This is a genomic window from Akkermansia massiliensis (genome assembly GCF_018847375.1).
Lineage (GTDB): Bacteria > Verrucomicrobiota > Verrucomicrobiia > Verrucomicrobiales > Akkermansiaceae > Akkermansia > Akkermansia massiliensis.
On sequence record NZ_CP072036.1, the window covers coordinates 2663318 to 2690271 of the forward strand.

The following is a 26954-nucleotide window of genomic DNA, read 5'->3' on the forward strand; positions in this document are numbered from 1 at the left end:
TTGCTTCACGCGGAATTACCCTATCCGGATGCGGATGGAATGAACGGCATCCTTGCCGAACTGGTCCTTCAATTTTCCCAGCAGGGCGCCCTGCCACTGCTGGAGGTGGTAGCGCATGGCCGGCTGAAGCACCTGGATGGTGGCAACTCCCTTGACGATGGAAAGCAGGTTGGATTGCTGGCCCAGGAATGGCCCCGCGGCTTTCAGCCAGCCTTCCCGGAGCAGCTCGGGGTCCATGCCTTCTCCATCCAGGGGGAGCTTGGACAGGATGTCTCCCAGCAGGGACTCCGCCGTATGGAGATTCCGTGTTTCACTGGTGGAGGGAGGTACCTGGAACCAGTCCGCCAGCGCCTGCCTCACCTCCTGTTCGTCACGGGAAAGGTATTCATACCGGGGCGGGGAGGCGTTGGGGTCCGGACGGTCCCTGTCCGGCATGTAGGGAGACCAGGGAGAAGCCATGAGTGGAAAATAAAAGCCCGGAGTGTTGGATGTCAACAGCCCCGGGCGGTTAAAAAATAATATGGAGAATATATTATTCGCCGTCGTCGCCGATAGCTTCCACGGGGCAGCCTTCCATGGCTTCCACGCAGGCTTCCTGTTCGGTTTCGTTGTCCGGCTGCTTCTTGACGTAGGAGACGCCTTCGTCGTCATCCCGTCCAAAGTTTTCCGGAGCCGTTTCGCGGCAAAGGTCGCAATCAATGCAGGAGCTGTCCACGTAAAACTTGCCGGGGACGTTTAGAGGTGTTTTTTCGTCGATGTCTGCCATTATGTATATGGGTTGTATGAACTGCGCCCACTATTTCCGCATTTGAGCAAATTTTGCAATCTTTTTTGTTGCAGGAATGAGTCAGCATGAGGAACAATGCCGCCATTCCCGTTTCTGGAATAAAAGGCTTTTTACGATGAATCCCGTTTCCCCTCCCACTCCCCGTCTCCTGCCCGTCTGGGCGGGCCTGCTGCTGGCTGCGTTTTCCGGCGTTCTGATGGCCTGCGCCTTCATTCCCGTGGACTGGGGAGGCTGTGTCTGGATAGGTTTTCTGCCGTTGCTGACGGCGCTGTGGTACGGCCGCCGCCGGGAGGGGAAAAAGGGAATCCTGGCGTATGCCCTGTACGGCTGGATGTTCGGCGTGGTGTTTTACGGCATCTCCTTCTGGTGGGTCAATGAAGTCAGCACGCTGGGCTATATTCCCCTGATGATATTTTACGGCGGCTTGTTTCCCGGCATCTGGGCGCTGGTCATGGGCGTGTTTTTCCGTCCGGACGCCCGGCCGCTGCCCGGGGCGCGGCAGACGGTGAAGGAACGCAGGGCGGCGTGGAAATCCTGGGCGGTGGGGGACATGCTGCCCAGCGCCTGCGCCGCGCTGGGGGGGGCTGCCCTGTGGGTGTGCCTGGAATGGGTGAGGGGCTGGCTCATACCGGGCTTCGGCTGGAACAACCTGGGCGTGGCCCTTTACGGAAATCCGCTGGCCCAGTGGGCGGAATATGCGGGGGTAACGGCCCTGGCCTTCCTCCCTGCCGTCTTTTCCGTCTGGCTCTGGCGCGTCTGCCGCCGGGCCGGAACCATGGTGGTCCATGAAGGCAGGCGCACCGTTCCGTGGGACTTTTTCACGCTGGTGGCGGTTCTCTTAATCATGTTCGTCACCGGCGTGCTCTGGACGGCGCGCTACTCCCCGCAATCCGCCGCAGCCACGGGGAACGGCAAATTCACCGTTCCCGTCATGACCGTGCAGCTTAACCTGAGCCAGAAGGAGAAATGGGACGCAGCCAACCGGGGCGCCATTTACCGGGCTCTGCTGGACACGACGGAGCAGGGGATGCTGGACCTCCAGAACAGCGCCCTGGAACAGGCCGCCAAAAACGGGACGGAAGCCTCCCTGGACATGCCGGCCTGGGTAATCTGGCCGGAGAGTTCCTTCCCCATTTCCACGTTTTACCGCGATTCCACGGGGGAACGCTTTCCGAACCAGGACAACGTCAACTTCCTGAGCGTGGAGGAGGACTACGTCCAGGCCCTCCGGAACGGGATATGCAATTTCATCCTGCTGACGGGCACGGATGACATTTACCTGTCCGATGAAGGCCGCGTGGCGCGGGCCTACAACTGCCTCACCGTCTTTGAAGGGGACTACTCCACGGCCAGGCCGCACGCCAAGGCCATGCTGGTCCCCTTCGGCGAATACATCCCCATGCGGGAAACCTTCCCGTTCCTGGAAAAGGCCTTTGAAGCCTCCGCCGGAACGGCAATGGGGATGAACTACACGCCGGGCGCCTCCTCCAGCCCCGTGCCCGTGCCCATGCGCCCGGGGAGCTCCGCCACGGTAGGAGTCATTCCGCTGGTTTGCTTTGAGGACGTAGTGGGAAGCTGGGTGCGCCGCTTCGTGCGGCAGGAACCCCAGTTGATGGTGAACGTCACCAATGACGGGTGGTTCAACCGCTCCTGCGCCAATGAACAGCATTGGCGCAACGCGGCGTTCCGGTGCATTGAGCTGCGCCGCTCCATGGTCCGCGCCGCCAACACCGGCGTCAGCGTGGCGCTGGCTCCCAACGGCGCGGTTATCGCGGATTTGAGGGACTCCTCCGGCTCCCCGTTTACCAGGGGGGTGATGACCGCCACGCTGCCCGTGGGCTGTACGGAAATGACCCTGTACGCCCTGCTGGGTGACTGGGCCGTTCTGGCCTGCTTCCTGCTGTTTGCGGCTTTGCTGCTGCGCAGGGCAGGCGCGGGAAAACGCGATGGCGCACCTGTAAAGGACGGCGTTTACCGGCGCGCGGCGGGCGCCACGCCCAGATAATTCCTGACCTGCTTGAACGCGGGATAGGAAATGCCGGACTCATGGCACCAGAAGGCGGAGGATGAGCCTCCGTCCAGGTTCAGGGCCGTCTTTACCCGGAAATTCCCCAGTGCGCCGGGGGTCGCCAGCCACTCCGCCAGTTCCCTCAGGGTGACGGAGGAGGATACGCCGATGCACCACCGCTTGCCTCCGTCCGTGGCGATGAAGGTGCGGTAGGTGGATTTCCGGGCGTTGAGCCCCTTGACGGCTGTGCCGTTCTCCACCAGGAAAGGCCCTCCCTGAATGGCCGCCTGCATGGCGGGCAGTTTTTTCATGCGCTTTAGCGCGGAGCTGCGGATGAGGAACAAGCCGTTCTTTCCGTTGTCATACACCACTCCGGACACGGCGAAGGAGCCCGTGGCCAGCGGGGAGAGGCGCTTGCCGTCCTGAACGACGAGGCCCAGGGGAGTTCCCTCCGCATCCGCGCCGAAGAATCCGCCGTTGACGCCTGCCGAACAGGGGCTCTTGCGCATGGCCTTGTCCAGGGAGCCGTACCGGGGCGCCCGGACGCTCCCCTCATCCCGCACCAGAAGGCGGTGCGTGTCAGACTGGAAAAAATAGACGTTCAGCTTGTCCCGCATGGACAGGAAGCCGTCTTTTCTGGTGAACACGCGGTGCTCCGCCTGGACGGAGCCGCAGAAAAATAAAAGGAGAAGGAGAAAACGCAGAAAAGGCATGGTTGACAGTCAAAGGGATAGATGAAAAATCCTCCGTTCCGCACAGGTGCCTGCGGGCACGCGGGCGCCGGGCCAGACGACGCACTCCCTGAGGCGGCAGCCTTCCTCCACGACGGCGCGGGGGCCGATTACGCTGGCAGCGTCCACGGAGGCTCCGGAAGACACTTCCGCCCCGGGATGGATGCGCGGAGCAGGGGAGGGAAAGTCCAGATGGGCCTGGATATAGGCCTCCGGCGTGCCCATGTCCATCCACAGGCCATCGTCCGCCAGCACGCCGCGCAGGCGCCCCTGCCGGATGTAATCCAGAAACACCGGGATGATGGAAACGATCTCGCGGGGAGGGATGCGGCCGAACACCTCCGGCTCCATGCAATAGGCTCCGGTAAACTGGCAGGCGCCCGGATCGCGCCCCAGGGCGTGCCGCATGTCCGTCACCTGGCCGGAGGAAAAATCAAAACCAACGTTCCTCTTGTCCCCGGAGGTCCGCAGGGCCAGCGTCACGGCGGGGCGGTGCCTGACATGGTCCTCCATCACCCGGCGCAGGTCGAAGGTGGCTGCCATGTCCCCGTTAATCACCAGCAGGGGTTCTTCCGCGGAGGCCAGGGGTTCGATCTTCTTCACCCCGCCTCCGGAATCCAGCAGCACGGGTTCATGGCTGAAATGGACGGGGCAGCCGTTCCAGGAGCGTTCCGGGAACGCCTGGTCCCAGGCTTCCGCCAGATGGTGGGTATTGATGATGAACTCCCGGATGCCGCAGTCGTAGCAGCGGCGCATGGAATGCAGCACGAGAGGCTCATGGAAAAAGGGAATCAGCGGCTTGGGCAGCACGTGGGTAAGGGGCCGCAGGCGGGTGCCCAGCCCGGCGCCGAGGATGAATGCGCGGGAAATGCCGGGACCTGCTGTGATGTGCATGCAACATGACTAACGGGAGAAAGGCGTTTTTTCAAGCGCCCTTTCTCCGCTCCCTCTCCGGATGACACGCCGGAATGCCCTCCTTTCCCTGAATTTACAGGAAAATCCGTGATTTCGTGCTTTCCAAACGGGAGCTCATTCACTAGCATTCCCCGCATGGCATGTGGAAACCAAAGAACTGTCGGCTCTCCGGCCTCTCTGGCCGGTACCTCTTTGCATACGGGACAGCCCGTTACCCTGACCCTGAAGCCGGCCCCCGCCGACTTCGGCATTAAATTCCGCCGGGTGGATATTCCGGACCAGCCCTTCATCAACGCGGACGTGGAGAAGGTGCAGACCGTGGAGCGCGCCACCAGCCTGGCGGAAGGCTCCGTCAAGGTACACACCGTGGAACACATTCTTTCCGCCCTCACGGGCATGGGCATTGACAACGCCGTCATTGAAATGGACGCCAACGAACCGCCCATCGGGGACGGTTCCTCCGCTCCCTACGTGGAACTGATCAAGAGCGCCGGCATTGTGGAGCAGGAAGTGCCGCGGCGCTATCTGGAAGTGCGCGAGGCCGTCACCATTGAAACCAAGGGCGGTTCCATCCTGACCATTCTCCCCTCCAAGCAATTCCGCGTCTCCGTCACCTGCGTGGGACCGGAAAACCGCATCACCCAGTACTTTGACGCGGTCATCACGCCGGAAACGTATGAAAAGGAACTGGCCCCGGCCCGCACCTTCACGTTCTACGAGGACATCAAGCCCCTGCTGGAAAAGGGCCTCATCAAGGGCGGCAGCCTGGAAAACGCCGTGGTCATCCGCGGGGAGGAGCTCATGAGCAAGGAGCCCATGCGCTTCATCAATGAATTCGCCCGCCACAAGGCCATGGACCTCATCGGCGACCTCAGCCTGTGCGGCAAGCCCATCCTGGGCCACGTGATCGCCATCAAGCCGGGCCACGGCCCGAACACCGAGCTGACCGCCAAGCTGAAGAAGGAACACCGCCGCAACCAGCAGATGGCGCCCAATCCCGTCAACGTGCCGTACGGAGACGCCGTGCTGGACATCAATGAAGTGATGAGCCTCCTGCCGCACCGCTATCCCTTCCTGATGGTGGACCGCATCATCGGCTTTGAAGGGGAAACTAAGTGCCGCGGCCTGAAGAACCTGACGATGAACGAACTCTTCTTCCAGGGCCACTTCCCGGGTCATCCGGTCATGCCGGGCGTCCTGCAGCTGGAAGCCATGGCCCAGGTCGCCTCCATCGTCATGCTGCGCCAGCCCGGCAACGCCACCAAGCTCGGCTACTTCATGAGCGCGGACAAGATCAAATTCCGCCGTCCCGTAGTCCCCGGCGATACGCTCATCATTGAGGCGGAGCTGACCAAGATGCGCGGCAACATCGGCCAGGCCCTCGGCCGCTGCCTGGTGAACGGCCAGGTGGTATCGGAAGCCGAACTCAAATTCGGCCTCCAGGACATCTGAACCGGCTGATACCGGCCCCTGTCTTTATGGAACCCCCGGCCCGTGCTCGTCACGCCGGGGTTTTCCATGTCCTGCATCCCGCTTGGCCGCTTTTCTCCTGGCCCCTCTTGGAAATAAGGGCCTCCCGGCCCTTATGAAAAAGGCTGCTACGCGCATGCAACAGGGAAAGCAGAAAAGCCAGAGCTGGCTTCACTACGGAGACCGGAACCAAACCCCGGCAATTTGACGAATCATGAGGGGAAGGAGTTCCTCATTCCCAGGGGCGGCGGAGGCACCTCTATCTGCCGCATCAGCAAGACACGCCGGGCAGACGGCACATCTCCGCATACTCTTCAAGGCGCCGGCGGAAGGTTTCCTCCGTCATGGAAAGGAGGGCGTCCGCGGAAAAGGACTCGCAGGTGAAGGAGGCCGCCACCGTGCCGTACACAATCCCCCTCTTCACTTCCTCAAAGGATGGAAGGCCGGGGGGCAGGGTGGCCAGGTAGCCGGCCAGCGCCCCCAGGAACGTATCTCCCGCCCCGGTGGGGTCCACCAATGTTTTCAGGGGATAGGCGGGACAGCGGAAAATTTGCAGATTGCCTGCGGAATCCCGCCCCAGAAGCGTGGCGCCGTATTCCCCCTGTTTCACCACGGCATATGCTGCGCCCTTGGAAAGCAGGAATTCCCCGGCTTCCAGCACGGTGGACGCCTGGGCGTACTCCTTCGCCTCGTCCTCGTTCATCATGGTGATATGGGAGCGGCTGATGACGGCGTCCAGCAATTCCGGCTGGCGGCGCAGCCACTTGTCCATGGAATCGGAAAGCACCAGTGCCGCGTCCGGGCACTGTTCCATGCACTTGAGCTGCTGGGCCGGAACCATGCAGCAGCACACCAGGACGGGATGGTTACGCAAGGACTCCGGAACGTGCACGTTCCATTCCAGCATCACGGCATCATTGGCGCAGACGGTCCTGCGCTTGTTCATGTTGTCAAAATATTCCCCGGTCCAGGAAAAGGAAGGACCCTTCTTGCGTTCCACGCCGTCCATGCACAGCCCCTTGGCCGCAAGGGCTTCTTCATAATGGGAGGGGAAATCCTCTCCGATGATGCTGACGGCGTCCACCCGGTCCGCAAAAAGCAGGGCGGCCACCGCCGCAAAGGACACCGAGCCGCCCAGAACTCCCTCCGCCCGGTTGCGGGGAGTGAGGATGGTGTCTATTCCAATGGTTCCGGTGACAAGGAGGGGCTGGGACATGGAAAAAAGGAAATACGTATTCAAACGCCGGGATCAAGAATAAAAGGCTGGAGATAGGGAAAAAACGGGTTATTTTACCTGTACGCGCTTAAAGGAAATGAGGCTCTTCCCTGGGAACGCACCCTAAACCGCCTGCACGGCAGGCTGATGGCTTCTGTATCACACCGGATGCAGAAGCTTTGTATTCGGTGAAGGACACCCCATACGAACATGAACGCCTTTACACCAATTTCCTCCGCCTTCTGCCGCCTTTCCCGGCAGCATCCGGCAACGGCATCCCTGGAATCTCGCCCGGAGTCTTATTCCCGTTCAACCGGAGAAAAGCCGCTATGATGAAAATGCTGCTGATGGTCGGGCTGGGAAGCTTTGCGGGCGGCGTGCTGCGCTTCCTGCTGACCCGTTTTGTCCAAATCAACTCCATGAGTTCCTTTCCATGGGGAACGACGGCGGTCAACCTGCTGGGATGCCTGGTCCTTGGCGTTCTCTACGGGCTGTTCAGCCGGGGTCTGCTGCTGCATACGGAAACGCGGCTTTTTCTTACCGTAGGCCTGTGCGGCGGCTTCACCACCTTTTCCACGCTGATGAATGAATCCTTCCTCCTGTTGAAGGAGGGGAACTTTCCCGCCTTCTTTCTTTACACCCTCCTCAGCTTTGCCGGAGGGCTCATTGCCATTGGCCTGGGATACCTGGCCGCCAGATAAGAGACAATCATGAACACTCCGGAAGAAAACCTCATGCTGCGCATCTACGTCAGCAGCACCGACGCCGTCAGACACGTACCCGTCCACGAGGCCGTAGCCTACGCTACCCGCCGCTACGGCATGGCGGGCTGCACCGTGTACAAGGGACTGATGGGGGCCGGGCGGCATACGCGCCTGATGAGCCCCACATTCTGGGAAATTGTCGAGAAGGTGCCCGTCATCATTGAAATCGTAGACACCTCAGAACGCATTGAAACGTTCCTGGGCAAAATCTCCTGCTGGCTGGACAGGCTGCCGCACGGCTGCCTGGTGTGCACGCAGCCTGTCCGCGTTTATCCTGTCGGCGGTACCCGCTCCTAGGAATAGGACTTTTCCAGGATGCTGACGACGTCCGCCGGAGTGAACTTGCAGCGGTCCAGCTCAAACAGGTTGCCCATGGTGGAAAAGGCCGTTCTGGCGTATTCGTCAAACAAATCCGGGGTAATGCCGAACTCGGACATCTTCAGTTTGTCCACGCCGCAGGCCTCCTTCAGCTTGTTCAGGCCGTTCAGGAAGCCGTCCACGGAAGCTTCCTGCCCCATGGCGGCGGCTACCCTGGCGTAACGTTCCGGGCAGGCGGGGGCATAGGCTTCATGATAGGCCCAGGAAATCATGATCAGGCCCGCGCCGTGCGGGAGAGCGGGATGGAACGCGCTGAGGGCGTGTTCAATGGAGTGTTCCGACGTACAGCAGGAAATGGTCTCCACAAAGCCGGAATAGGTATTGGCCAGGGCGACGTAGGCGCGCGCTTCCAGATCGTCCCCGTTGCTCACGGCGCGGGGAAGGTATTTGGCGATGTATTCAATGGCCTGTAGCGCGAACATGTCCCCCATGGGAGAGGCAATCGTGGCCATGTACCCCTCCACGGCGTGGAACAGGGCGTCAAAGCCCTGGTAGGCCGTCAATTTGGGCGGTACGGAAAGCATCAGCTCCGGATCCACGATGGACATGGTGGGGAAGGTGCCCTTGAAGCCGAAGCCGATCTTCTCCTGCGTATCCTCCTTCGTGATGACGGTCCACGGATCCGCTTCCGTTCCGGTCCCTGCCGTGGTGGTGATGCAAACGATGGGAAGAGGCTTGTTGGGAATGGGAAGCCCCTTGCCGGAACCGCCCTGGATGTAATCCCAGTAGGTTCCCGGATTGGCAGCCATCACGGCGATGCTCTTGGCGGAATCCATGCTGCTGCCTCCGCCCAGGCCGACGACGAAATCACAGCCTGTCTCCCTGGCAAGCGCGGCGGCCTCCATCACGTGCTCCACCACGGGGTTGGGCTGCACCTTGTCGAAAACGACGCTCTCCACTCCCTGGTTCTTCAACAAAGCCTGCACCCGGTCCAGATACCCGAGCCGCCTGACGGACGTGCCGCCGATGACAATCAGGGCCTTGGCGCCGGGCAGGGGAGCGTAACCAAGATTGTCCAAAGAACCCGCGCCAAAGAAAATTTGCGCGGGCATGAAAAATTGAAATGGCTGATACATGGCCCTACTGTATAAAACAGCGGCTCCGGACGTCAAGGATGCTCTGTGCATTCCATCAACTCCGGAGCCGCCGTGCAGGCAACAGCCTTTACTGAAAAGCGTTATGCGTCTTCAAAAAAATCGTCGCTCCGGGTGGGGTCCGGCTTGGGCGGCTTCGGCACATCCGTGCCGATGGCTCCGGGATCGTCCATTTCACGGCTGGTCGTGATCGTGGTGGGCGGCGTCTTCCTTCTGGGAGGCCGCACCGCGGGACGAGGGGAGGCTGAAGAGGAGGAGGAAGAACCGTCCGCCATGGTTTCATCTTCCGAGGAAGCGATCATGCTCTTCATGCTCTGGACCAGCTTGTCCCGGAGGGTGCGGATACCTTGTTCCCGGCGCACCGGGTCTACCGTCGTCCGGATCAGCGTCATCATGTTCCGCGTGGCGTTCGCCTGGTCGCCCAGGTCAAAGCAATCCAGTTCGCAGCGCCAGCGCAGGCGGTCCAGGACGGAGGAATCCTGTTCGTCAAACTCGTCTTCGGACGCATTGGCAATGCGTCCCTGCATGCCGGACTTCTTGCCGGTGGAAATGGCATGGCTTACCTTGCCGAGAGCCACTTCCATGGAAATTCTCTTGCCCCATGCCTGCCGGAGGGCCGGAAGATTGCGCGTCTTGCGGTATCCCGTGAAGAAAAGCTTGTCGAAAATCTCGTCCCGGTTTTTCATGGAATCCGGAAAAGCCTTGGAAGACATGCTGCCGATGCCCAGGGCCTCCCCGACCTCCGTATTCAAAACGGATTGTTCCGCAATGCGGGCTCCGGCTTTCCCGGCTCCACCTCCATTGTTATTTTTGGAAGAAGTGGAAGAGGGATCGACAAAATCAGGGTCGGAGCAGGCGGCCAGGTAGGCGTTCAGCAAATCCATGGCCGGCTTCTGGAACTCCGTAACGTCCAGAGTCTCCTCCTCCGTTCCGCCGGTGGAGCTTGACGTAGCGTTCATCAGGTTTTCCTTGAGGCGGGCCTTGAGGACGAGCACGCCCCACTGGTATTGAAGCATCAATCCCTTACGGGCATTCTTGTCCTGGTATTTCTTGGCCTCGCGGTCCATCCAGTCCTTCAGGGAATTGGAGGCAATCTTGGCGCTCTTGCCCTGGCTCTTGTCCTTCTCCTTTTCCGCTTCCATCAGGAACTTTTTGGACTGGATCAGCAGGTCGTACGCGGCGCTGGGATCCCTGCCGGCGGAATTCAGCTTGCTGATGGCGGCATTGATCACCTTGGTTTCCGCAGACCTGTTCAGGGCGAGCAGGTTATCCAAATCCTTGATCACCTTCTTCTTGGCATCGTTATCCATGTGCTGCGCATAACAGAGGGAGCCCAGGCTGAGGCCTCCGATCACGCAAAGAGAGACGAAAGTATTCATGCTTTTTTCATTATGACGGATGAATGACGGTCTGGCAAGAGAGAAGCGAGGGGAAGGGGTATCCGGATGAACTTTTAAGGAGGGAAAAGGAATTTTCCCGTTTCTGCCGCGTTATAATAGGTTAGTCAGTGAAAGACTTTTTATTTTTATGGGAATGGAGAGGCAGGCTAGATGGGGGTTTTCAGCGACGGATGGGGATGGAAGAAAGGTTGGCAATACTGAAAATCCCCTTTAAATGGAGAAATTTGATCAGGGACGGGATCCAGAAATGAAGCCCACTGGAAAATACAGGGTGCATGGAATGTTCCCATGTTTTTGACAGGAGGCAGTCCCCCTGGGGAACGGAGGTTTGGTTCGTGCCTCTTTCAGACTTCAAGCTTTCCGCTTTCCGTCCAACCGCAAAGCGGTTTCCCGGCCTTCGTACAGACGCGTGGACAGCAGGAAGCGACGCATGAAAATCCCAGCGATGCTCTTATTGCCGGAAGAGAGCAGCTATCGGGAAATGGGGAGGAAAGTGAAAAAGCAATCTGGAGCGTTGCAGGCTTCTGAATCAATACTCGGCTAAAAGCCGTACTCTTTATTCATTCTATAACTCTTCGCAAACGCTCAGTCCAATATTTGTCCAGTTGCCGCAAACCCCTTCTGGCTGACGGGGGAATGTAAAAACTCGAAGAAGAAGGAAAAACGGGCGGAGATTCACCCTGATTTAATACTTCGCATAATATATGTAATGCAAAATATGGAACTAGTGAAATAAACGCGCTGGACTTTGATTTTAAAAGATATATGCCCGCAGAAGGCACATGGATGAGAATAGCTTTATTATCCCCTGGGATGGAAGCGGTGATGAATGGCATTCAGCCGCTGCTGTTCCAGATGCGTATAAATCTGGGTGGTGGAAATATCGGCATGCCCCAGCATTTCCTGAATGATGCGGAGGTCGGCGCCGTTCTCCAGCAGATGCGTGGCGAAGGAATGCCGGAGGATATGCGGGAAGACATGCTGTTCTATTCCCGCGGCCCTGGCGCGTTCCCGGAGAATCTGGCGTACCCGTTCCCTGGTCAGCGGCCGTCCGCGCACCGTCAGGAAAATATGGCTTTTCGTCCCCGGCTTGACCAGCCTGGGCCTCCCTTTCTCCAGATACGTCCTCAACGCCTCCAAGGCGGACCTACCCACAGGCACCAGCCGCGTTTTCTCCCCCTTCCCCAGCACGCGGACAAAGGCATCATCCATATCTAAACTCTCTAATTTGCAACTGATTACTTCACTCACGCGCATGCCGCAGGCGTAAATCATCTCCAGCAGGGCTCTGTCTCTACAGCCGAGAGGAATATCCTGAACGTCAACACTTTCAAGCAGTGTTGAAACGGTTTGCTGATCCAGCACATGGGGGAGCGACAGCCCCTGCCGGGGCATTTCCAGAAAGGCGGAGGGGTCTTTTTCCAGCATCCCCATCCCGGCCAGCCAGCGGAAAAAGATGCGCAAATGCACCATTTCCACCCGCATGGAGCTGCGGGCCATGCCGCGGGCCTGCAAATGCCGGAGGAACTCCGTAAGCGTGCCGATGTCCACATGGGAAAGATCAGCGTCTTCCGTACCCAGAAACCGGGCGAATTCCTCCAGCGTCTGCCTCACGGAAAGCTGGTAGGCGGCGCTCAAGCCTTTCTCTGCGGCCAGAAAACGGATGAAGCGTTCCAGATGGGTTTTCATGGTGTTACCTCCCCTGCCCGTTAAAACCGTTCCACCAGGAACAGGAACTCCGTCACGTTCTGCGGGCGGTTCCTCAAATTCCGGCTGCCGCGGAATGTGGCGTACGGGGTTTCCAGCGTGACGATATGTCCCATACGGCCAAGGAAATTCGTCATTTCCTCATAACTGATGAAGCCCTCCGAACTGTACGAAAGGAGAATGAACTTGGCCGGGCATTCCTCCAGCAGCCGGAACAGGGCCGCCGGGGCATGCTGGCGGCTGTTGTACGTGGAGCGTTTCCAATCCGCGGGAATGCCGGAAACACGGCTGGTTTCCGCCGGCTTCTCATAGGAGGACAGCAGGTTCAGCATGAAATAGTTGGAACCGTACGGATGCTGATTGTAGGGAGGGTCCAGGTACACCACATCCATCTCCGGCAATTCCGCGGCCAGTTCATTGGCGTCACGGCAGTGGATGGAAAACCGGCAGTTAAACCGGGAAAACACGGGGAACGGCAGTGAAATATCCCCCAGGATGCGGGAAAGAGCGTTGCCGGCCGTTCCGCCGAACTTGCCGACGCCGTGCCTGTCCTTGTAAAATCCCTTGAACACGCCGGATGTGTTCGTATGCACGGAAGCCTCCGCCAGAAGGGGGGCGATGAAATAGGGCCTTACCTCTTCCGGAAGCAGGTTGATGGTCTGCCGGGCCGTATCCAGGTACACGGCATTGCGGCGCGTATAAAAAACGCGGTCTTCCGGCGTGATGCTGTCTGGATTTTTGGGCGCGTACAACTCCGTGATGAACCCCGGGGACTCGTGCTCCTCCATATACCGCAGCAGGCGCCTGTAATGCCTCTCCAGCTCCAGATTCTCCACTTCCTCCGGATTGCTCAGGTAGCAGGTGTTAACGATGCGGCTATACTCTTCCAGATCATTGACAATCAACTCTTCCGAATGCTTTTTCAGGAAACGGGCTACAATGCCGCTACCGGAAAACAGGTCCCCGGCCTTCAGCCTGTCCTTCCCCAGGCGGCTTTTCACCTGTTCCAGTCCCGTACCCAGGAAGTGAAGCAGGGAACGCTTGTTACCCAGATACGTCACAATCTGTTCCGTCAGGTATCTGGGATCTTCCTCCATCTGCGGCGCTGGGAGGGATGATGGCTCGTTCCGGGTCATATACAGGTCTCAACCAGCATACGGCACTCCGGCCTTTCCGTCAAGTTGTGCCGGATACGGAAATGGAAGATATGCTCTTGGAATAAGGAAGAAACCCGTGCCTGCTGAAAGAGACGGGAGGGAAATATATGGAAGGGGAAATACATTTTGAAAATTTCCCTGAATAGTGAGGGTGCATTCACGCACGTCTCATGAATAGAAAATAAAATCATGAATAATTCATCTATGGATCAATTCTGCTCAGAGCTGGTAGCTAAGTCCGAATCCAAGCGGTTTCCGTCCGCGTTGCAGGAATGGGAACACGTGGAAACATATTCAGTAGAAGAAGGAGGAACATGCATTTGCGGTCACTTTATCATAGAGCATTGTGCTATGAGAAATATCCTTAATAGGAATCCCCTGATTGTAGGGAATTGCTGCGTAAAGAAATTTACGGGAATCAGCAAATCCAAACATTTCGATGCCATCCGCCGGGTTCGGAAAGATATCACGAAACCTCTTAATCCGGCATGTTTGGGCGAAGCGCTGAATAATAGGATCATCAATGAGGATGAATACCGATTCTACATTAGTACATGGCGCAAGAGAAATCTGACCGACAGAGAAAAGGAATGGCGTATCTCCATCAATCAGAGAATATTGAAAGCAAAAGAACAAAAGATACTCCAAACCAAAATAGGCATCGTAATGAGTCTCTTTCCCGACCTTGGAGGGGGAGGGGCATGTTGCAATAAACGCTGCTTTGAACAAATAGACATCAAGCTGAAACGACTGGGGAACGTGAGGATTCCGGTCAATGGGAAAAATTTTTACGATTGGATCAGGAAGCCTGACCGTACCTCGCAGGAGGTTTTTCAAATGCTTAGCCGCAAATTTGATGGACTTCCTTCGTAAAAAAAGAAGAAGGTCGCCCGCTTCCTTTCCGGAACCTCTATGTAGCGTCCCTCCCCTGCTCCATGCGGACATGCCGGAAGAAAGGCCTTTCCAAAACAGCCGTGCATGTTATAGTGCCAACAATCATGAAAAGGCATCTTCTACCCTGCTCCCTGCTCTGCATGCTCCTGGCGGCAACAACGGCCCTGGGCGGTCCCGGAGACACATTTTACGAAGCCAACCTTTCCCTGACGCGCGCCGCGCGCCTGGAGAAGGAAGGCGATTACAAGGCAGCCCTGGAAAGCGGCAAAAAAGCCGCGGAGCTGCTTCAGTCCCTGAAAAGTTCAACTCCGGAATGGAATCCGGAGTGGGTGGCCGGGAAGCTGGACGCCGCCGCGCAGTTGCAGCAGCGTGTGGAGCCTCTGGCCCAAAAGGCCGGGGAGAGCAAGAAGGCGGATTATTCCCTGAAACCCGGAGAACGGAGGGACTTTACCCTGCAACGCGCCTACAAGGCCCATGAACAGCAAAAACTGATTGTCGGCGCCGTTCCTGCTCCCGCCCCCGTTCACGGTGCGGAACCCGGGAAATCTGCCGCTCCCGCAGCTTCCGGCCGCACGGAAATCCGCGTTGTCACGCCAGCCGCGGCCAGACCGACGGTTGTTTCCAGAAGATCCGCGCCTTCTCGCGGCCTGCCTCCCCGCACGGACCGGGACGGAAGGTTCCGCATCGGGAGCTGATATGAACAAAAGCGGAAGCTTCCGGAACAGTTCCGGTTTTGCTTTTCGCCTTTTCCTTTCAACCATAAAAAAGAGCCGCTTCCCCATTCATCGGGAAAGCGGCTCTGTGAATTTTAACAGCGTTCTCAGGCGTTCTGCCTGGCGGCTTCTTCAACAGCCACGGCCACCGCTACGGAAGCGCCGACCATCGGGTTGTTGCCCATGCCGATAAGGCCCATCATTTCCACGTGGGCGGGCACGGAGGAGGAGCCGGCGAACTGGGCGTCCGAGTGCATGCGGCCCATGGTATCGGTCATGCCGTAGGAGGCGGGACCGGCAGCCATGTTGTCCGGGTGCAGGGTGCGGCCCGTACCGCCGCCGGAAGCCACGGAGAAGTACTTCTTGCCCTTCTCGTTGCATTCCTTCTTGTAGGTGCCGGCTACCGGGTGCTGGAAGCGGGTGGGGTTGGTGGAGTTCCCGGTGATGGAGACGTCCACGCCTTCATTCCACATGACGGCCACGCCTTCGCGCACGTCGTCGCAGCCGTACACGCGCACAGCGGCCTTCGGGCCCTTGGAGAAAGCCTTCTCCTGGACGATGTTCAGCTTGCCCGTGGCATAGTCGAACTTGGTCTGCACGTACGTGAAGCCGTTGATGCGGGAGATGATGTACGCGGCATCCTTGCCGAGGCCGTTCAGGCAGACGCGCAGGTCCTGCTTGCGGACGCGGTTGGCGGATTTGGCAATGCCGATGGCGCCTTCAGCGGCGGCAAAGGATTCATGGCCGGCCAGGAAGCAGAAGCATTCCGTTTCATCGCGCAGGAGCATGGCGGCCAGGTTGCCGTGGCCCAGGCCCACCTTGCGGTCGTCCGCAACGGAACCGGGAATGCAGAAGGACTGGAGGCCTTCACCAATGGCTTCAGCGGCGTCCGCAGCCTTCGTGCAGCCCTTCTTGATGGCGATGGCGGCGCCCACCACATAGGCCCAGCCGGCGTTTTCAAACGCGATGGGCTGGATGCCGTTCACGATTTCGCGAACGTTGATGCCCTTGGAAAGGCAGAGTTGTTCCGCTTCTTCAATGGAGCCGATGCCGTATTTGGCCAGGGCTTCATTGATCTGCTTGATGCGGCGGTCGTAGGATTCGAAAAGAGGCATGATGGTAATAGTGCTTGAAGTTGATATACTCTTTTTAATTCAATCTCATTCGTGACGAGGATCGATGTACTTGGCGGCCTCGTCGAAACGACCGTAGTTGCCCGTGCACTTGGCGACGGCTTCGTTGGCGTCCACGCCCTTCTTGATCATTTCCATCATCGGGCCCATGCGCACAAACTCATAGCCGATGATTTCGCCGTCTTCGTCCAGAGCCAGCTTGGTGATGTAGCCTTCGGCCATTTCCAGATAGCGGGGGCCCTTGGCGCGGGTGCCGTACAGGGTGCCGATCTGGGAGCGGAGGCCCTTGCCGAGGTCTTCAAGACCGGCGCCGATGGGCAGGCCGCCTTCGGAGAAAGCGCTCTGAGTGCGGCCGTAAACGATCTGCAGGAACAGTTCGCGCATGGCGGTGTTGATGGCGTCGCACACGAGGTCCGTGTTCATCGCTTCCAGCACGGTCTTGCCGGGCAGGATTTCCGCGGCCATGGCGGCGGAGTGGGTCATGCCGGAGCAGCCGCTGGTTTCTACAAGGGCTTCCTCAACGATGCCGTTCTTGACGTTCAGCGTCAGCTTGCAGGTGCCCTGCTGGGGAGCGCACCAGCCCACGCCGTGGGTCAGACCGGAAATATCCGTGATCTCCTTGGATTGCGTCCAGTTGCCTTCCTGCGGGATGGGGGCCGGACCATGGTTGCAGCCTTTCTTGACGCAACACATTTGTTCGATTTCGTGTGTAAACTGCATGGTATTAGGATGTTAATATGAAGATGGGCCTGCAGTCATCGGACAGCCCCACCTTGAGCGGGACGGATCATACCAGCAAAATCCCGATTGGCAAACACGAATGATTGAAAACCGGGCGAAATGCTTCATCATCAGTCCGGAGCCCGCCCCGCATGAAGTCACTCCCGCGTCATCCCCTTCTCAACAAACTTGCAATCATCTCTGTCTCAATACTGATGATCGGCTTTTCCTTATTCATGTGGGCGTGGCAGGTGGAACCCAGGCGCGTGGAAACCGTCACGACCGCGCTGGAAGTGCCGCAGTGGAAGGAAAAAGGCGGCTCCCCGCTCCGGATCGTGATCGCCGGAGACTTCCACCTGCGCCCGAACGGCGACGACCAGGCGCGCCGGTACATGGAAAAAATCATGGAGGCCCAGCCGGACATGATCTTCCTGCTGGGGGACTACGCCAACGGCCACACCCGGGAGAGCAGCATGAGTCCGGAAACGGCCCGGGAATACTTCAAGATGCTAAAGGCCCCCCTGGGCATCTTCGCCGTACAGGGCAACCATGACCAGTACTACGGCTGGGACCTGTGGCGGAACATGTTTTCCGAGCTGGGCATCCTGCCCATGTGGAACGATTCCCTGCTGCTGCACCTCCCCGGAGGCAGAGATTTGCAGCTTTCCTCCGTTCGGGACGACTACCACCTGAGAATCAGGCAGGAGGAACTGCCGCTGCGTTTTTCCCCGGACATTCCCCACATCCTGCTCTCCCACGTGCCGGACATCTTTCCCCTGCTGGCTCCCGGCACGGCGGACGCCGTCATCAGCGCCCATACCCACGGCGGGCAGATCTGCCTGCCCGGCGGCAAGCCCCTGGCGAACATCTCCCGGGAGAAAGCCAAATTCTCCTATCCCTGGTCCCAGCTGAACGGAACCCCCTTCCTCATCACCCGCGGGCTGGGATGCAGCGTTCTTCCTCTCCGCTTCTGCTGCCCTCCGGAAATCATCGTGCTGGAAATCCAATAAAAACAATCGTTCGGAACACTCCCTGCCCTCCTATGCCCTCTCCTTTTTATTCACATGATATTTACCTGTTATTAACAGTGACGTGCATGGCCGTGGCGCTGGAATCGTGCTCCGTCCCCGTCAAGGCTCCGGAAGCCGTGGCCGGATGGTATGAAGGAACCCTCTACGAAGACAACCCCTTCTACATCACTAAAAACGCCATCAGCTGGACCAGCGGTAGGAAAAAGGCGGACTTCGGCCACTGGACCGCCGTCAGCGTGTATGACCCCACCATCCGCCTGAAAGCGGAGGGCGGTACATTCACCATCTCTCCCGGCTACGGCTGGGACGGCGTCACCTGGGGAACCACCCCGCCGGACATGCTGTTCCCTTCCCTGTTTCACGACGCCATGCTGCACGCTAAAATGAATGGCGCGCCCATCGCCAGAAACCAGATTGACCTGGCCTTCTACGACCTCATGACCAGCCAGCACGCCAGCCGCAAGGGGCTTTACTACCGCTTTGTGCGCCTCTTCGGCTGGTGCTTTACCCTTCCCCAGCACCCGCACACATTGACGATCCGCCGGGAGGAATCCGGGGTAGAATAATTTCCCTGCAAGCACGCCGCTCCGTTTGCCGCCCTGCGGCTTGCTCGTCTCCGGCTTCGGATCTTTTCTCATGATTACTCTCCTTTCTCTGGAAGGATTTAATCCATGGAACATGAACGGACTGAAAAAACTGACGTCCGGAAAGCCCGCAGAAGAAGGGAAAATTTGACCAGACGCATCCTGTTTTGCCTTGCCTGATTAGTTAGTTTAATCTAACTTCTGGTGTCGTAACAACAACCAGCACACATGGAAATCACCATTATCTACGGAACGGAAACAGGAAATTCGGAAAGCCTGGCCCGGGAGGCCCGGGAAAAACTGACAAAGCTCGGCCATCAGGCAACAGTGGTTGATATGGAGGATATGACGGTGGAACAGTTGAAAAATGCGGGAACGCTGCTGGTCGTCACCAGCACGTGGGGAGACGGAGAACCTCCCTCCAATGCAGAGGCGCTGTACCAGGCATTGAAAGACTCCTCGGAAGACCTTTCCACAGTCAATTATGCCGTCTTCGCCCTTGGGGATGAATTTTATGAAAACTTCTGCCAGGCAGGCAAGGATTTCGATGCCTTCCTGGAACGTTTGAAGGCGCAAAGGCTGCTGCCGGTAGCCCTGTCCGATGGGGATTATGACGACACCTTCCCGGAATGGGTGGATGCCCTCGCGGAAAAACTTTCCTGACGTTTCTTCCTTTTTTATTTTTAAGGTGTGTAAAACGCCTCATCTTCAAATCGGACACTCCTTTAAAAAAACGCTTCTTCCGGCATCAGGGCTGGGAGAGGCGCTCTTTTTTCCTGAAAAACAGGTCCCCAGTAAAACCATTTGCCGCTCCTGGGAATAAGGGACTCCGGCCCCCTTATCAACTTGCTCCCTCCGAAGCAAGGCGAAGGCTTTCAAAGTTAAAATACCCTCCTTCCCTCATTATCTCTTGCCGCCTCAGATAAAAAGTTACAAATTCCTTCCGAATTCCCGTCAAGTTCAACTCAAAGGCGCCCGCGACTGGCAAAACTCCACTTTCTTCTTTCCGCCCAACCGATGAAGCCTGAATTTGGCCACATCCACCAGGTTGGCAAAATCTCTCAATTTGGGCCCGGCAATCACCTTCTCCAGATATTCCTCCCCCTCATGAATAACCGGCAAATAGCCGACCGACAGGCAGTTTTTTCCCTCCAGTACCTTGAGAGGGGAACTCTGGTCATTATAAGGATGCAAAGAAAGAATCCTCAATTCCTTTTCATCCTTGAAGGCGGCATCCTTCACCAGATGCCTCAGGTAAATGAGCATCTCCAGGGCAGCTTTTTGAGCCTTTTCGCTGATACACTCAAAAAGCATCCGAATATTCTTCAATGATTTGCCTATCTCCTGCAATTTCTTTCTTTCAGACTCTTTCAATGCGTCTTCGCAAACATTAAAATCCCTGTTTAACGAGTATTCAGAACATGCAGGGGTATAATGCACCCGACCGGAAGAGCAATCATAATACAATACCCAGTAAAGAGGGAGCTTGCGGCGCATGTCAGTCTCTTTTCCGGAGGAGGAGTCGTCCTCTTCTTTCTGGACGGCAATCATGGACGTTTCTCCCGGCTTGGCAAAAAAGGATCGGTTAAATACCAGGCACAGCCCGGTTCCTTCCTCTCCCTTGTTTTTTCCGTAAAGGCGGAACTGGTTCAAGGAATCAATGGCAGAAGAAAAGGAAGCCTGCAATACGGCAAGATGGCTCTGAATTCTCTGGGAAGGCAGACAATCCTGTTTTAGAAATGCCTGAAAAACGGTGCCTTCCGTAGGATCATTAGCCGCAGCCAGGCTACATAACGACAGGGGATTTGCGTGACCGTCCGTTTCCGTCTGCTTTTGGAGCAAGGTTTCAAAAACCATAGAGGAAGTGTAATGCCCCACCTGCTCAAGGTCAGCGCTAAGCAAATAAAGAAGCCTATATTGTTCCACCCACAGACGGTGAATACAGGATAAATCTTTGCCGGAGCATCCACCCAGTTTTTCCCTGCTTGCCAGGACATTGAAATCTTCGTCTCCACTCCATAAATCCACCTGATTATTTTCTGACAGGCCATCCCAGAATTCCTTGCTTCCCACTAACGACCTCCGGTTTCGTTTGGCTATTTCATTACCGGCATTGATTTGAATGGCTTGAATATAACAAGCCAATGCCTCTTCCTTTTTGCCGAGATTGGATAATAAAAGCCCTTTATTGTTCAGGGCTGCATCATGATGAGGGTTGATTTCCAGCGCCTTGTTATAACAGGCAAGAGCTTCCTCCTTCCGTCCCAGGTCATCCAGGACATTTCCCTTGTTGTAGCAGGCCGCCCCATAACCAGGATTGATTTCCAATGCCTTAATATAGCTGGCCAGAGCTTCCTCCTTTCTTCCCAGGTCATCCAGGACATTTCCCTTGTTATAATGGGCCGCATCGTAACCGGGATTGATCTCCAGCGCCTTGTTGTAGCTGGCAAGGGCCTCTTCCTTTTGTCCTAAACTTTTCAGGATAATGCCCCTGTTGCAATAAGCCTTATCATAATCAGGTCTGATTTCCAGAGCCTTGTTATAGCTGTCCAACGCTTCCTTCTTCCGGCCGAGATCGTTCAGGATATTTCCTTTATTGTAGTAGGCCGCATGGTCCCCAGGATTGATTTCCAGCGCTTTTTCATAGCTCTGCAACGCCTCCTCCTTCCTCCCGAGATCGTCCAGAATATGTCCTCTGTTGTAATGGGTTGCATCATTTTCAGGGTTGATTTCCAACGCTTTATCGTAACTGGATAAAGCTTCCTCCTTCCTTTCTAATTTTTTCAATACAATGCCCCTGTTGCAATAGGCTTTATCGTAAGCAGGGTTGATTTCCAGAGCACTGTTGTAGCTGTCCAGCGCTTCCTCGCTGCGTCCCAGGTCATCCAGGACATTCCCTCTCTTCACATAAGCCGTGAAATTTTCAGGATCAAGAGCGATCTCTCGTTCCCATTTTTCCAATTCCCCCTTCAATTTTTCTTTGTCCATGCCAAATCAATCTTGAATATATCCAATACTACCCAGCGGGAAAACATTTGGAAAGAGGATAATAGGAATGAAAACAATTCAGGGAAGAAAAGAATCCCCGCTTATTCCTCAATCGGAGTGGCTTCGGGAATATATTCATTCCCGGCGGGGGCCGTCTGGCGGGTTTCCGTGACAAAGCCAAGGACGCGGTCCACATCCAGCTGGGACAGCACGGTGCGCACGTCCTGGTCTTCCAGGAAGCGGGTGAGCTTGACGTCGTTATAAAGGCCCTGCATGTCCCCCTTCTCCACCAGCAGGCGGATGGCGGGGTCTTCGCTCAGGCTTTTCAGGCTCAGCACGCGGCTGGTGATGCGGGAGCGGGGCATGTAGCAATCCAGCTGGGTGCGGCGCTGGTCGGAGAGCTCAGGGCTGAGCGTCACCAGGTAGGCAATCATTTTTGCCAGGGAGAGGCGTTCCGGGTCGTGTTCCGGGGAGATTTTCACCAGCCAGTTCAGGTGGGGATTGTCCGTGATGGACTTCTTGACGGAGTAAATGGCGGGCAGAGAAATGGTGCGGCTGGGATCCATGTGGTACAGCGCCAGTTCGCGGGCGCGGGTCATTTCCGCCATGGAGCCGTAGTAGAAGATGCACATGACGCCCACCCAGCAGACAACCGCCGCCATCAGGATGGTGGTGACGATGCCCTTGGCCCCGCCGAAGCCCATGCGCCGCCCCCAGGAGAAGACGTCACTGAACCAGAACAGGCCGTGCATGAAGATGAAGAAGACTGCCGCAGCCCCCCCGACGGACAGCACGGTGACCATCCATTCCCGCGGGTCGCTGGTGATGAAGGAGAGATAGGTAAAGCCGTATTTGGACAGCCAGAAGTACGCTGCCACGGCGGAGAGCACCGCCGCGCCGAACAGGAGCATCTTGATCATCCCCTTCAGCATGCCGAGCACGATGAAGCCGACCAGCAGCGCGCCCAGTACCAGGTAGAATGTGAGGGAGGAGTCCATGAATGACGGGAAAGAAGCCGCGTTACAACGCCTGCTGGCAGCGCTGGCGCAGATAGTGGTCGCACAGGCAGAGCCAGGCCATGGCTTCCACAATGGGCACGGCGCGCGGCAGCACGCAGGCGTCATGCCGTCCCCTGCCCTTGAGCCGGGCGTCCTCCCCTGCCTGGTTGACCGTCTGCTGGTCAACCATCAAGGTGGCGGTGGGCTTGAAGCCGATGCGCATCAGGATGTCTTCTCCGTTGGAGATGCCGCCCTGGATGCCGCCGGAGTGGTTGGTGACGGTGTGCACATGGCCGTCCCGCATGTAAAAAGGATCGTTGTGTTCCAGCCCGGTCATGTCCGCCGCTTCAAAGCCGGAGCCCACGGCAAAGGCCTTGGTGGCGGGAATGCTCATCATGGCGTGGGCCAGCGTGGCGTCCAGCTTGTCAAAAACAGGGTCCCCCAGTCCGGGAGGGCAGCCGCGCACCACGCATTTGACCACGCCGCCCAGGGAGTTGCCGGCGTCCCGCGCCTCCTTGATGGCGGCGATCATAGCTTCCGCCGCGGAGGGATCCGCCGTGCGGACGATGTTGCTTTCAATGACGGAGGCCGTCACGGCCTCCCAGTCCACGGAGGCTTTCACGTGATGCACCTGGTCCACCCAGGCTATGACCTCCATGCCGGGAAAGGCCTGCTTGAGCACGGCCCTGGCTACGGCCCCGGCGGCGACGCGCCCGATGGTTTCCCGTGCGGAGGCCCTGCCGCCGCCCGCCCAGGCGCGGATGCCGTATTTGGCGTCGTACGTGTAGTCCGCATGGGAGGGGCGGTACGTGTGGGCCATTTCATCATAGGCGGAGGAACGGTGGTCCTTGTTCCGCACGCTGACGGCGATGGGCGTTCCCAGGGTTTTGCCGTCCAGCACGCCGGAGAGTATTTCCGCGCGGTCTTCCTCCTTGCGGGGCGTCACGATGTCGCTCTGCCCCGGCCTGCGCCGGTCCAGCTCCCGCTGAATGGCTTCTTCCGTCACCGGGACGAGGGACGGACAGCCGTCAATCACCACGCCTACCCCGGCTCCATGGGATTCACCCCAGGTGGAGATTCTGAACACCTGACCAAAACTGCTGGACATGGCGGCATTCTAGACGGCGGCGTCCATCCGGTCAAGCCGTGGACTTCCGCAGCGGGACATAAAAAAACACCCCGGTCCGCAGAGGACGGGGTGCTGAAAGAAAAGTGCTCTTTTGGGAAGCAGCTGCCGTCTTAGTCCTTCAGGGCGGAAGAGGCCTTGAAAGCAACCGTCTTGGAGGCGGGAATGTTGATCGCCTTGCCGGTCTTCGGGTTGCGGCCGGTACGGGCTTCACGGGTCTTGGTAGCAAACGTACCAAAGCCGATGATCTGCACCTTGCCGGATTCCTGCACGCCTTCCTTGATGGATTCCAGCACAGCGGCCAGAGCTTCTTCAGCGTGCTTCTTGGTCGTATCGGCACCCAGCTTGTTTTGAATCAATTCGATCAGTTGAGCCTTGTTCATAGGACTTCGGTGAATAGCATATGGAGCCCTGACAGTAAAGAAAAAATGCGGTACACCGGCAAATCAGGACCCAAAAACGGCGTTAATTGTCGTCATCCGGCTGTCTTTCCACCGCGGCTCCGATCGCCAGGAGCTTTTCGTCAATCATTTCATAGCCCCGGTCAATGTGGTACAGGCGGTGGATTTCCGTGGTGCCTTCCGCCTTCAAGGCGGCCAGCACCAGCGCGGCGGACGCGCGCAGATCAGACGCCATGACGGGCGCGCCGCTCAGGCTTTCCACGCCGGAGATGACAGCGGTGCCGTTGTCCACCTTGATATCCGCGCCCATGCGCTTGAGCTCGGAGCAGTGCATGAAGCGCTGCGGAAAAATGGTATCCTTCACCACGGAGATGCCCGGCGTGGTGGCAAAGAGGGCCGTCATCTGGGCCTGCATGTCCGTGGGATAGCCGGGATAGGGGGCCGTCTTGATTTCCCCGCATTTGGGCGTATTCCCGGCAATGATGGTGACCGTGTCCCCCCGTTCGTTGAATTCCACGTGGTGGCCGCATTTCCGGAGCAGGTCCGTCACCACGGTCATGTGCTCCTCACAGACGCGCCGCAGGGTTACGCCGTCCCCCATCATGGCCGCGGCCACCATGAAGGTGCCGGCCTCAATGCGGTCCGGAATGACGGTATGGTTGCAGCCGCGGAGTTTTTTAACCCCTTCAATGACGATCCGGCGCGTTCCGGCGCCCTGGATATTGGCGCCCATCTTGATCAGGAAGTTCGCCAGGTCCACCACTTCCGGCTCGGAGGCGGCGGATTCAATGACGGTGGTTCCTTCCGCCAGCACGGCGGCCATCATCAGGTTGTCCGTTCCCAGAACGGTGGGGCCGTGGTCGCCCCTCAAATCTATGGTGGCTCCCTTCAACCCCCGGGGCGCTTCGATAACCAGGTTGCCGCGTTCAATCTGCACCTGGGCGCCCAGAGCCTGAATGGCCCGGATGTGCAGGTCCACGGGACGGTCGCCGATCACGCAGCCGCCCGGCAGCGGAATCACGCACCGCTGCATGCGGGCCATCAGGGGGCCCATCAGGCAGATGGAGGCGCGCATCTTGCGCACCTGTTCATAGGCGGCCTCGGAATGCAGGTTCCTGGCCTCCACGCGCACGTTGCCGCTGGACCTCTCCACGGAGGCGCCCAGCTGGCCCATGATCTGGACCATGAAATTGGTATCGGAGACATCCGGCACACGGCGCACCACCACAGGCTCATCCGTCAGCAGGGATGCGGCCAGAATGGGCAGGGACGCATTTTTGGACCCGCTGATATTGACGGCTCCCCTCAGCGTAAAACCTCCGTGTACAACAAGCTTCTCCATAGTGGGTGGCAATTAGGTGACGGATTCTACACATTTGAGACGCCCATGCAACCCCAAAGAGCCCCCGGAACCGGACAATTTCCCGGACGTTTCCCTTCACGGAAAAGGAGGCGGAAAACATCCCGGCAAAAAAGACAGGGGCCGATCAGGTTCTGTAAGCCAGATTTTGTCCGCCGGCCAAAGCCGGCTGTGCGGTCATTTTTCTCACGCGGTCTGCGGTGAAGCATTCCGCGCGCCCATTCGTCTTACGGAACGGGTGCGACTAATACCCGGGGATCCGGCGGGCAGGCAACCCTTCCCCTGTTTGTCTTGCATCGCGCGGGGTTTACCATGCCTCCTCGGTCGCCCTCGGAGCGGTGAGCTCTTACCTCCCCTTTTCACCCTTGCCCGCATGGGGATGAACCCCATCCGGGCGGTTTGTTTTCTGTGGCACTTTCCGTCCGGGAACCCTTGGGAGGTTCCCGTCTCCCGCTTTCACGGGACACGCTGCCTTGTGATGTCCGGACTTTCCTCTACCCCGGTCCGAAGACCGGAACAGCGACCACCCGAACCTGATCGGCACGGACTACATACGCTTTCAGCGGCGCGCGGTAAAGCCCAAAGCAGGACGGAGGGCATTTTTGTTCCCTTGCCTGTTCTCATCCGGGCTTAGGAAATGTCGGGCTCCTTCAGGCACGCCTCATAGCACGCTTTGTTAAGAGCCTTGCAGACGGCGGTATTGCCGCTTGCGGCAGGTACCGGATGAAATTTCTTTTCTCCTGGGGCATGCAGAAAAACGGCCGCCTCTTCCGGCTGAAGAGAGGCGCCTTTAGTCCATCCTTCCTTTAAGAGGATTTTGGCCAGGGATTCCACCTTGTAGGCGTCGCCTTTCAGAAATACCTTTTTAACAGGGTACTGCTTCCCCAGCGCATTCGCATATAAGGCGAACGGCCTTCTCTCCACCTCCACTCCGTCATCTTTCAACGTGACGTCGTACACAAGGGCACCGATGCTGACATGTACGGCCGCTTCCGCAACGGGCTGCACGGATTGGCGCTGGGAACAGGCGGCCACGACGTTCAGCGCGGTACAGAGAAAGACAGTCCGGACAATAAAACTCATCAACCTTTTTTATTCCATACTGCATTGAATGTCAATATCGAATAATCCTTTGAAACAAAGTAAAGCGGCCACAGGATCACTCCCGTGGCCGCTCCAACTTACTACCTATGAAAACCAGCTTGATCCATTGATCCTGAAAAGCTCTCTCCTTCCTTTCAGGCGGATGCAGCCGATAACGCGCCTTAATATACGTCACCGTTCCGGAAAATCAACCCCATTCTGGACCGCCGCCCAGCGCCTTCCCGGAGTCCCGGCGCTATCCTCTCCCCTCCCGCCCGTCTCGTAATTGGCTTGAT

26 protein-coding genes, 1 other RNA gene and 1 riboswitch are annotated in these 26954 nt (G+C 57.8%); of the genes, 8 read left to right on the top strand and 19 right to left on the bottom strand.

Annotation, left to right across the window (positions count from 1 at the left end):
- Window positions 1-15 precede the first annotated feature (15 nt).
- Together J5W70_RS11095 and J5W70_RS11100 are read right to left on the bottom strand one after the other, a co-directional pair.
- Window positions 16-459 (bottom strand): DciA family protein, encoded by a 444-nt coding sequence (locus tag J5W70_RS11095; RefSeq protein WP_102722070.1) that lies wholly within the window; start codon window positions 457-459, stop codon window positions 16-18.
- Window positions 460-532: 73 nt separating this feature from the next.
- On the bottom strand, window positions 533-766 hold the full coding sequence (locus tag J5W70_RS11100; protein WP_022398284.1) for a ferredoxin: 234 nt from the start codon (window positions 764-766) through the stop codon (window positions 533-535).
- Window positions 767-842: 76 nt separating this feature from the next.
- Here J5W70_RS11100 and lnt point away from each other — a divergent pair, with 76 nt between their 5' ends.
- On the top strand, window positions 843-2792 hold the full coding sequence (lnt, locus tag J5W70_RS11105) for an apolipoprotein N-acyltransferase (protein ID WP_022398285.1): 1950 nt from the start codon (window positions 843-845) through the stop codon (window positions 2790-2792).
- On the opposite strand, the gene J5W70_RS11110 is transcribed toward lnt, so the two are convergent.
- Together J5W70_RS11110 and J5W70_RS11115 are read right to left on the bottom strand one after the other, a co-directional pair.
- The gene (locus J5W70_RS11110; protein ID WP_022398286.1) at window positions 2759-3508 is read right to left on the bottom strand and encodes a phosphodiester glycosidase family protein; all 750 of its coding nucleotides are present in this window, start codon (window positions 3506-3508) and stop codon (window positions 2759-2761) included. The genes lnt and J5W70_RS11110 overlap by 34 nt on opposite strands.
- A gap of 9 nt (window positions 3509-3517) precedes the next feature.
- Window positions 3518-4420 (bottom strand): nucleotidyltransferase family protein, encoded by a 903-nt coding sequence (locus J5W70_RS11115; RefSeq protein ID WP_022398287.1) that lies wholly within the window; start codon window positions 4418-4420, stop codon window positions 3518-3520.
- Window positions 4421-4576: 156 nt separating this feature from the next.
- On the opposite strand from J5W70_RS11115, the gene J5W70_RS11120 reads away from it, so the two are divergent.
- Window positions 4577-5893: a bifunctional UDP-3-O-[3-hydroxymyristoyl] N-acetylglucosamine deacetylase/3-hydroxyacyl-ACP dehydratase gene (locus J5W70_RS11120; RefSeq protein ID WP_022398288.1), complete on the top strand. Its 1317-nt coding sequence runs from the start codon at window positions 4577-4579 to the stop codon at window positions 5891-5893.
- A gap of 289 nt (window positions 5894-6182) precedes the next feature.
- On the opposite strand, the gene J5W70_RS11125 is transcribed toward J5W70_RS11120, so the two are convergent.
- Window positions 6183-7127 carry a PfkB family carbohydrate kinase gene (locus J5W70_RS11125; protein ID WP_022398289.1) on the bottom strand — a complete coding sequence of 315 codons (945 nt, stop codon included), beginning with the start codon at window positions 7125-7127 and terminating at the stop codon, window positions 6183-6185.
- Between the two features lie 84 nt (window positions 7128-7211).
- Window positions 7212-7291: riboswitch (Fluoride riboswitch) on the top strand.
- Between the two features lie 168 nt (window positions 7292-7459).
- Here J5W70_RS11125 and crcB point away from each other — a divergent pair.
- Together crcB and J5W70_RS11135 are read left to right on the top strand one after the other, a co-directional pair.
- A complete protein-coding gene (gene crcB / locus J5W70_RS11130) occupies window positions 7460-7828 on the top strand; it encodes a fluoride efflux transporter CrcB (RefSeq protein ID WP_102722093.1) in 369 nt (122 codons plus the stop codon).
- 9 nt (window positions 7829-7837) lie between these two features.
- Window positions 7838-8188 carry a DUF190 domain-containing protein gene (locus J5W70_RS11135; protein WP_022398291.1) on the top strand — a complete coding sequence of 117 codons (351 nt, stop codon included), beginning with the start codon at window positions 7838-7840 and terminating at the stop codon, window positions 8186-8188.
- On the opposite strand, the gene J5W70_RS11140 is transcribed toward J5W70_RS11135, so the two are convergent.
- The 5 genes from J5W70_RS11140 to J5W70_RS11160 form a co-directional block, all read right to left on the bottom strand.
- Window positions 8185-9345, bottom strand: a complete 1161-nt coding sequence (locus tag J5W70_RS11140; RefSeq protein WP_215832820.1) for an iron-containing alcohol dehydrogenase — start codon at window positions 9343-9345, stop codon at window positions 8185-8187. The genes J5W70_RS11135 and J5W70_RS11140 overlap by 4 nt on opposite strands.
- 101 nt (window positions 9346-9446) lie before the next feature.
- Window positions 9447-10742: a hypothetical protein gene (locus J5W70_RS11145; RefSeq protein ID WP_022398293.1), complete on the bottom strand. Its 1296-nt coding sequence runs from the start codon at window positions 10740-10742 to the stop codon at window positions 9447-9449.
- Between the two features lie 822 nt (window positions 10743-11564).
- Window positions 11565-12452, bottom strand: a complete 888-nt coding sequence (locus tag J5W70_RS11150; protein ID WP_022398294.1) for a tyrosine recombinase — start codon at window positions 12450-12452, stop codon at window positions 11565-11567.
- A 20-nt stretch (window positions 12453-12472) separates the two neighbouring features.
- Entirely contained in the window at window positions 12473-13567 is a 1095-nt protein-coding gene (locus J5W70_RS11155) for a DNA adenine methylase (protein WP_022398295.1), read from the bottom strand.
- Window positions 13568-13921: 354 nt separating this feature from the next.
- Complete coding sequence (locus tag J5W70_RS11160; RefSeq protein WP_102730971.1) at window positions 13922-14572, bottom strand: hypothetical protein; 651 nt, start codon at window positions 14570-14572, stop codon at window positions 13922-13924.
- A gap of 53 nt (window positions 14573-14625) precedes the next feature.
- On the opposite strand from J5W70_RS11160, the gene J5W70_RS11165 reads away from it, so the two are divergent.
- Window positions 14626-15216, top strand: a complete 591-nt coding sequence (locus tag J5W70_RS11165; RefSeq protein ID WP_022398297.1) for a hypothetical protein — start codon at window positions 14626-14628, stop codon at window positions 15214-15216.
- Between the two features lie 125 nt (window positions 15217-15341).
- Here J5W70_RS11165 and J5W70_RS11170 read toward each other — a convergent pair whose 3' ends face one another.
- Window positions 15342-16349 carry a GGGtGRT protein gene (locus tag J5W70_RS11170; RefSeq protein WP_022398298.1) on the bottom strand — a complete coding sequence of 336 codons (1008 nt, stop codon included), beginning with the start codon at window positions 16347-16349 and terminating at the stop codon, window positions 15342-15344.
- Window positions 16350-16394: 45 nt separating this feature from the next.
- Window positions 16395-17087 (bottom strand): iron-sulfur cluster assembly scaffold protein, encoded by a 693-nt coding sequence (locus J5W70_RS11175; protein ID WP_022398299.1) that lies wholly within the window; start codon window positions 17085-17087, stop codon window positions 16395-16397.
- Between the two features lie 215 nt (window positions 17088-17302).
- On the opposite strand from J5W70_RS11175, the gene J5W70_RS11180 reads away from it, so the two are divergent.
- The 3 genes from J5W70_RS11180 (at window position 17303) to J5W70_RS11190 (ending at window position 19365) form a co-directional block, all read left to right on the top strand.
- The gene (locus J5W70_RS11180) at window positions 17303-18097 is read left to right on the top strand and encodes a metallophosphoesterase (protein ID WP_022398300.1); all 795 of its coding nucleotides are present in this window, start codon (window positions 17303-17305) and stop codon (window positions 18095-18097) included.
- Window positions 18098-18129: 32 nt separating this feature from the next.
- Window positions 18130-18684: a hypothetical protein gene (locus J5W70_RS11185; RefSeq protein WP_146019544.1), complete on the top strand. Its 555-nt coding sequence runs from the start codon at window positions 18130-18132 to the stop codon at window positions 18682-18684.
- Window positions 18685-18930: 246 nt separating this feature from the next.
- The gene (locus tag J5W70_RS11190) at window positions 18931-19365 is read left to right on the top strand and encodes a flavodoxin domain-containing protein (protein ID WP_022398302.1); all 435 of its coding nucleotides are present in this window, start codon (window positions 18931-18933) and stop codon (window positions 19363-19365) included.
- Window positions 19366-19662: 297 nt separating this feature from the next.
- Here J5W70_RS11190 and J5W70_RS11195 read toward each other — a convergent pair whose 3' ends face one another.
- From J5W70_RS11195 to J5W70_RS11225, 7 genes are all read right to left on the bottom strand, one after another.
- Complete coding sequence (locus J5W70_RS11195; RefSeq protein WP_102730969.1) at window positions 19663-21690, bottom strand: tetratricopeptide repeat protein; 2028 nt, start codon at window positions 21688-21690, stop codon at window positions 19663-19665.
- A gap of 101 nt (window positions 21691-21791) precedes the next feature.
- Window positions 21792-22688: a hypothetical protein gene (locus J5W70_RS11200; RefSeq protein ID WP_022398305.1), complete on the bottom strand. Its 897-nt coding sequence runs from the start codon at window positions 22686-22688 to the stop codon at window positions 21792-21794.
- Between the two features lie 22 nt (window positions 22689-22710).
- Window positions 22711-23796: a chorismate synthase gene (gene aroC / locus J5W70_RS11205; protein ID WP_022398306.1), complete on the bottom strand. Its 1086-nt coding sequence runs from the start codon at window positions 23794-23796 to the stop codon at window positions 22711-22713.
- A gap of 131 nt (window positions 23797-23927) precedes the next feature.
- A complete protein-coding gene (locus J5W70_RS11210) occupies window positions 23928-24197 on the bottom strand; it encodes an HU family DNA-binding protein (protein WP_022398307.1) in 270 nt (89 codons plus the stop codon).
- 82 nt (window positions 24198-24279) lie between these two features.
- A complete protein-coding gene (gene murA, locus J5W70_RS11215) occupies window positions 24280-25557 on the bottom strand; it encodes a UDP-N-acetylglucosamine 1-carboxyvinyltransferase (RefSeq protein ID WP_022398308.1) in 1278 nt (425 codons plus the stop codon).
- 139 nt (window positions 25558-25696) lie between these two features.
- An RNA gene (rnpB, locus tag J5W70_RS11220) (RNase P RNA component class A) lies at window positions 25697-26114 on the bottom strand.
- Between the two features lie 91 nt (window positions 26115-26205).
- Entirely contained in the window at window positions 26206-26658 is a 453-nt protein-coding gene (locus J5W70_RS11225; protein ID WP_022398309.1) for a hypothetical protein, read from the bottom strand.
- Window positions 26659-26954: the final 296 nt, after the last annotated feature.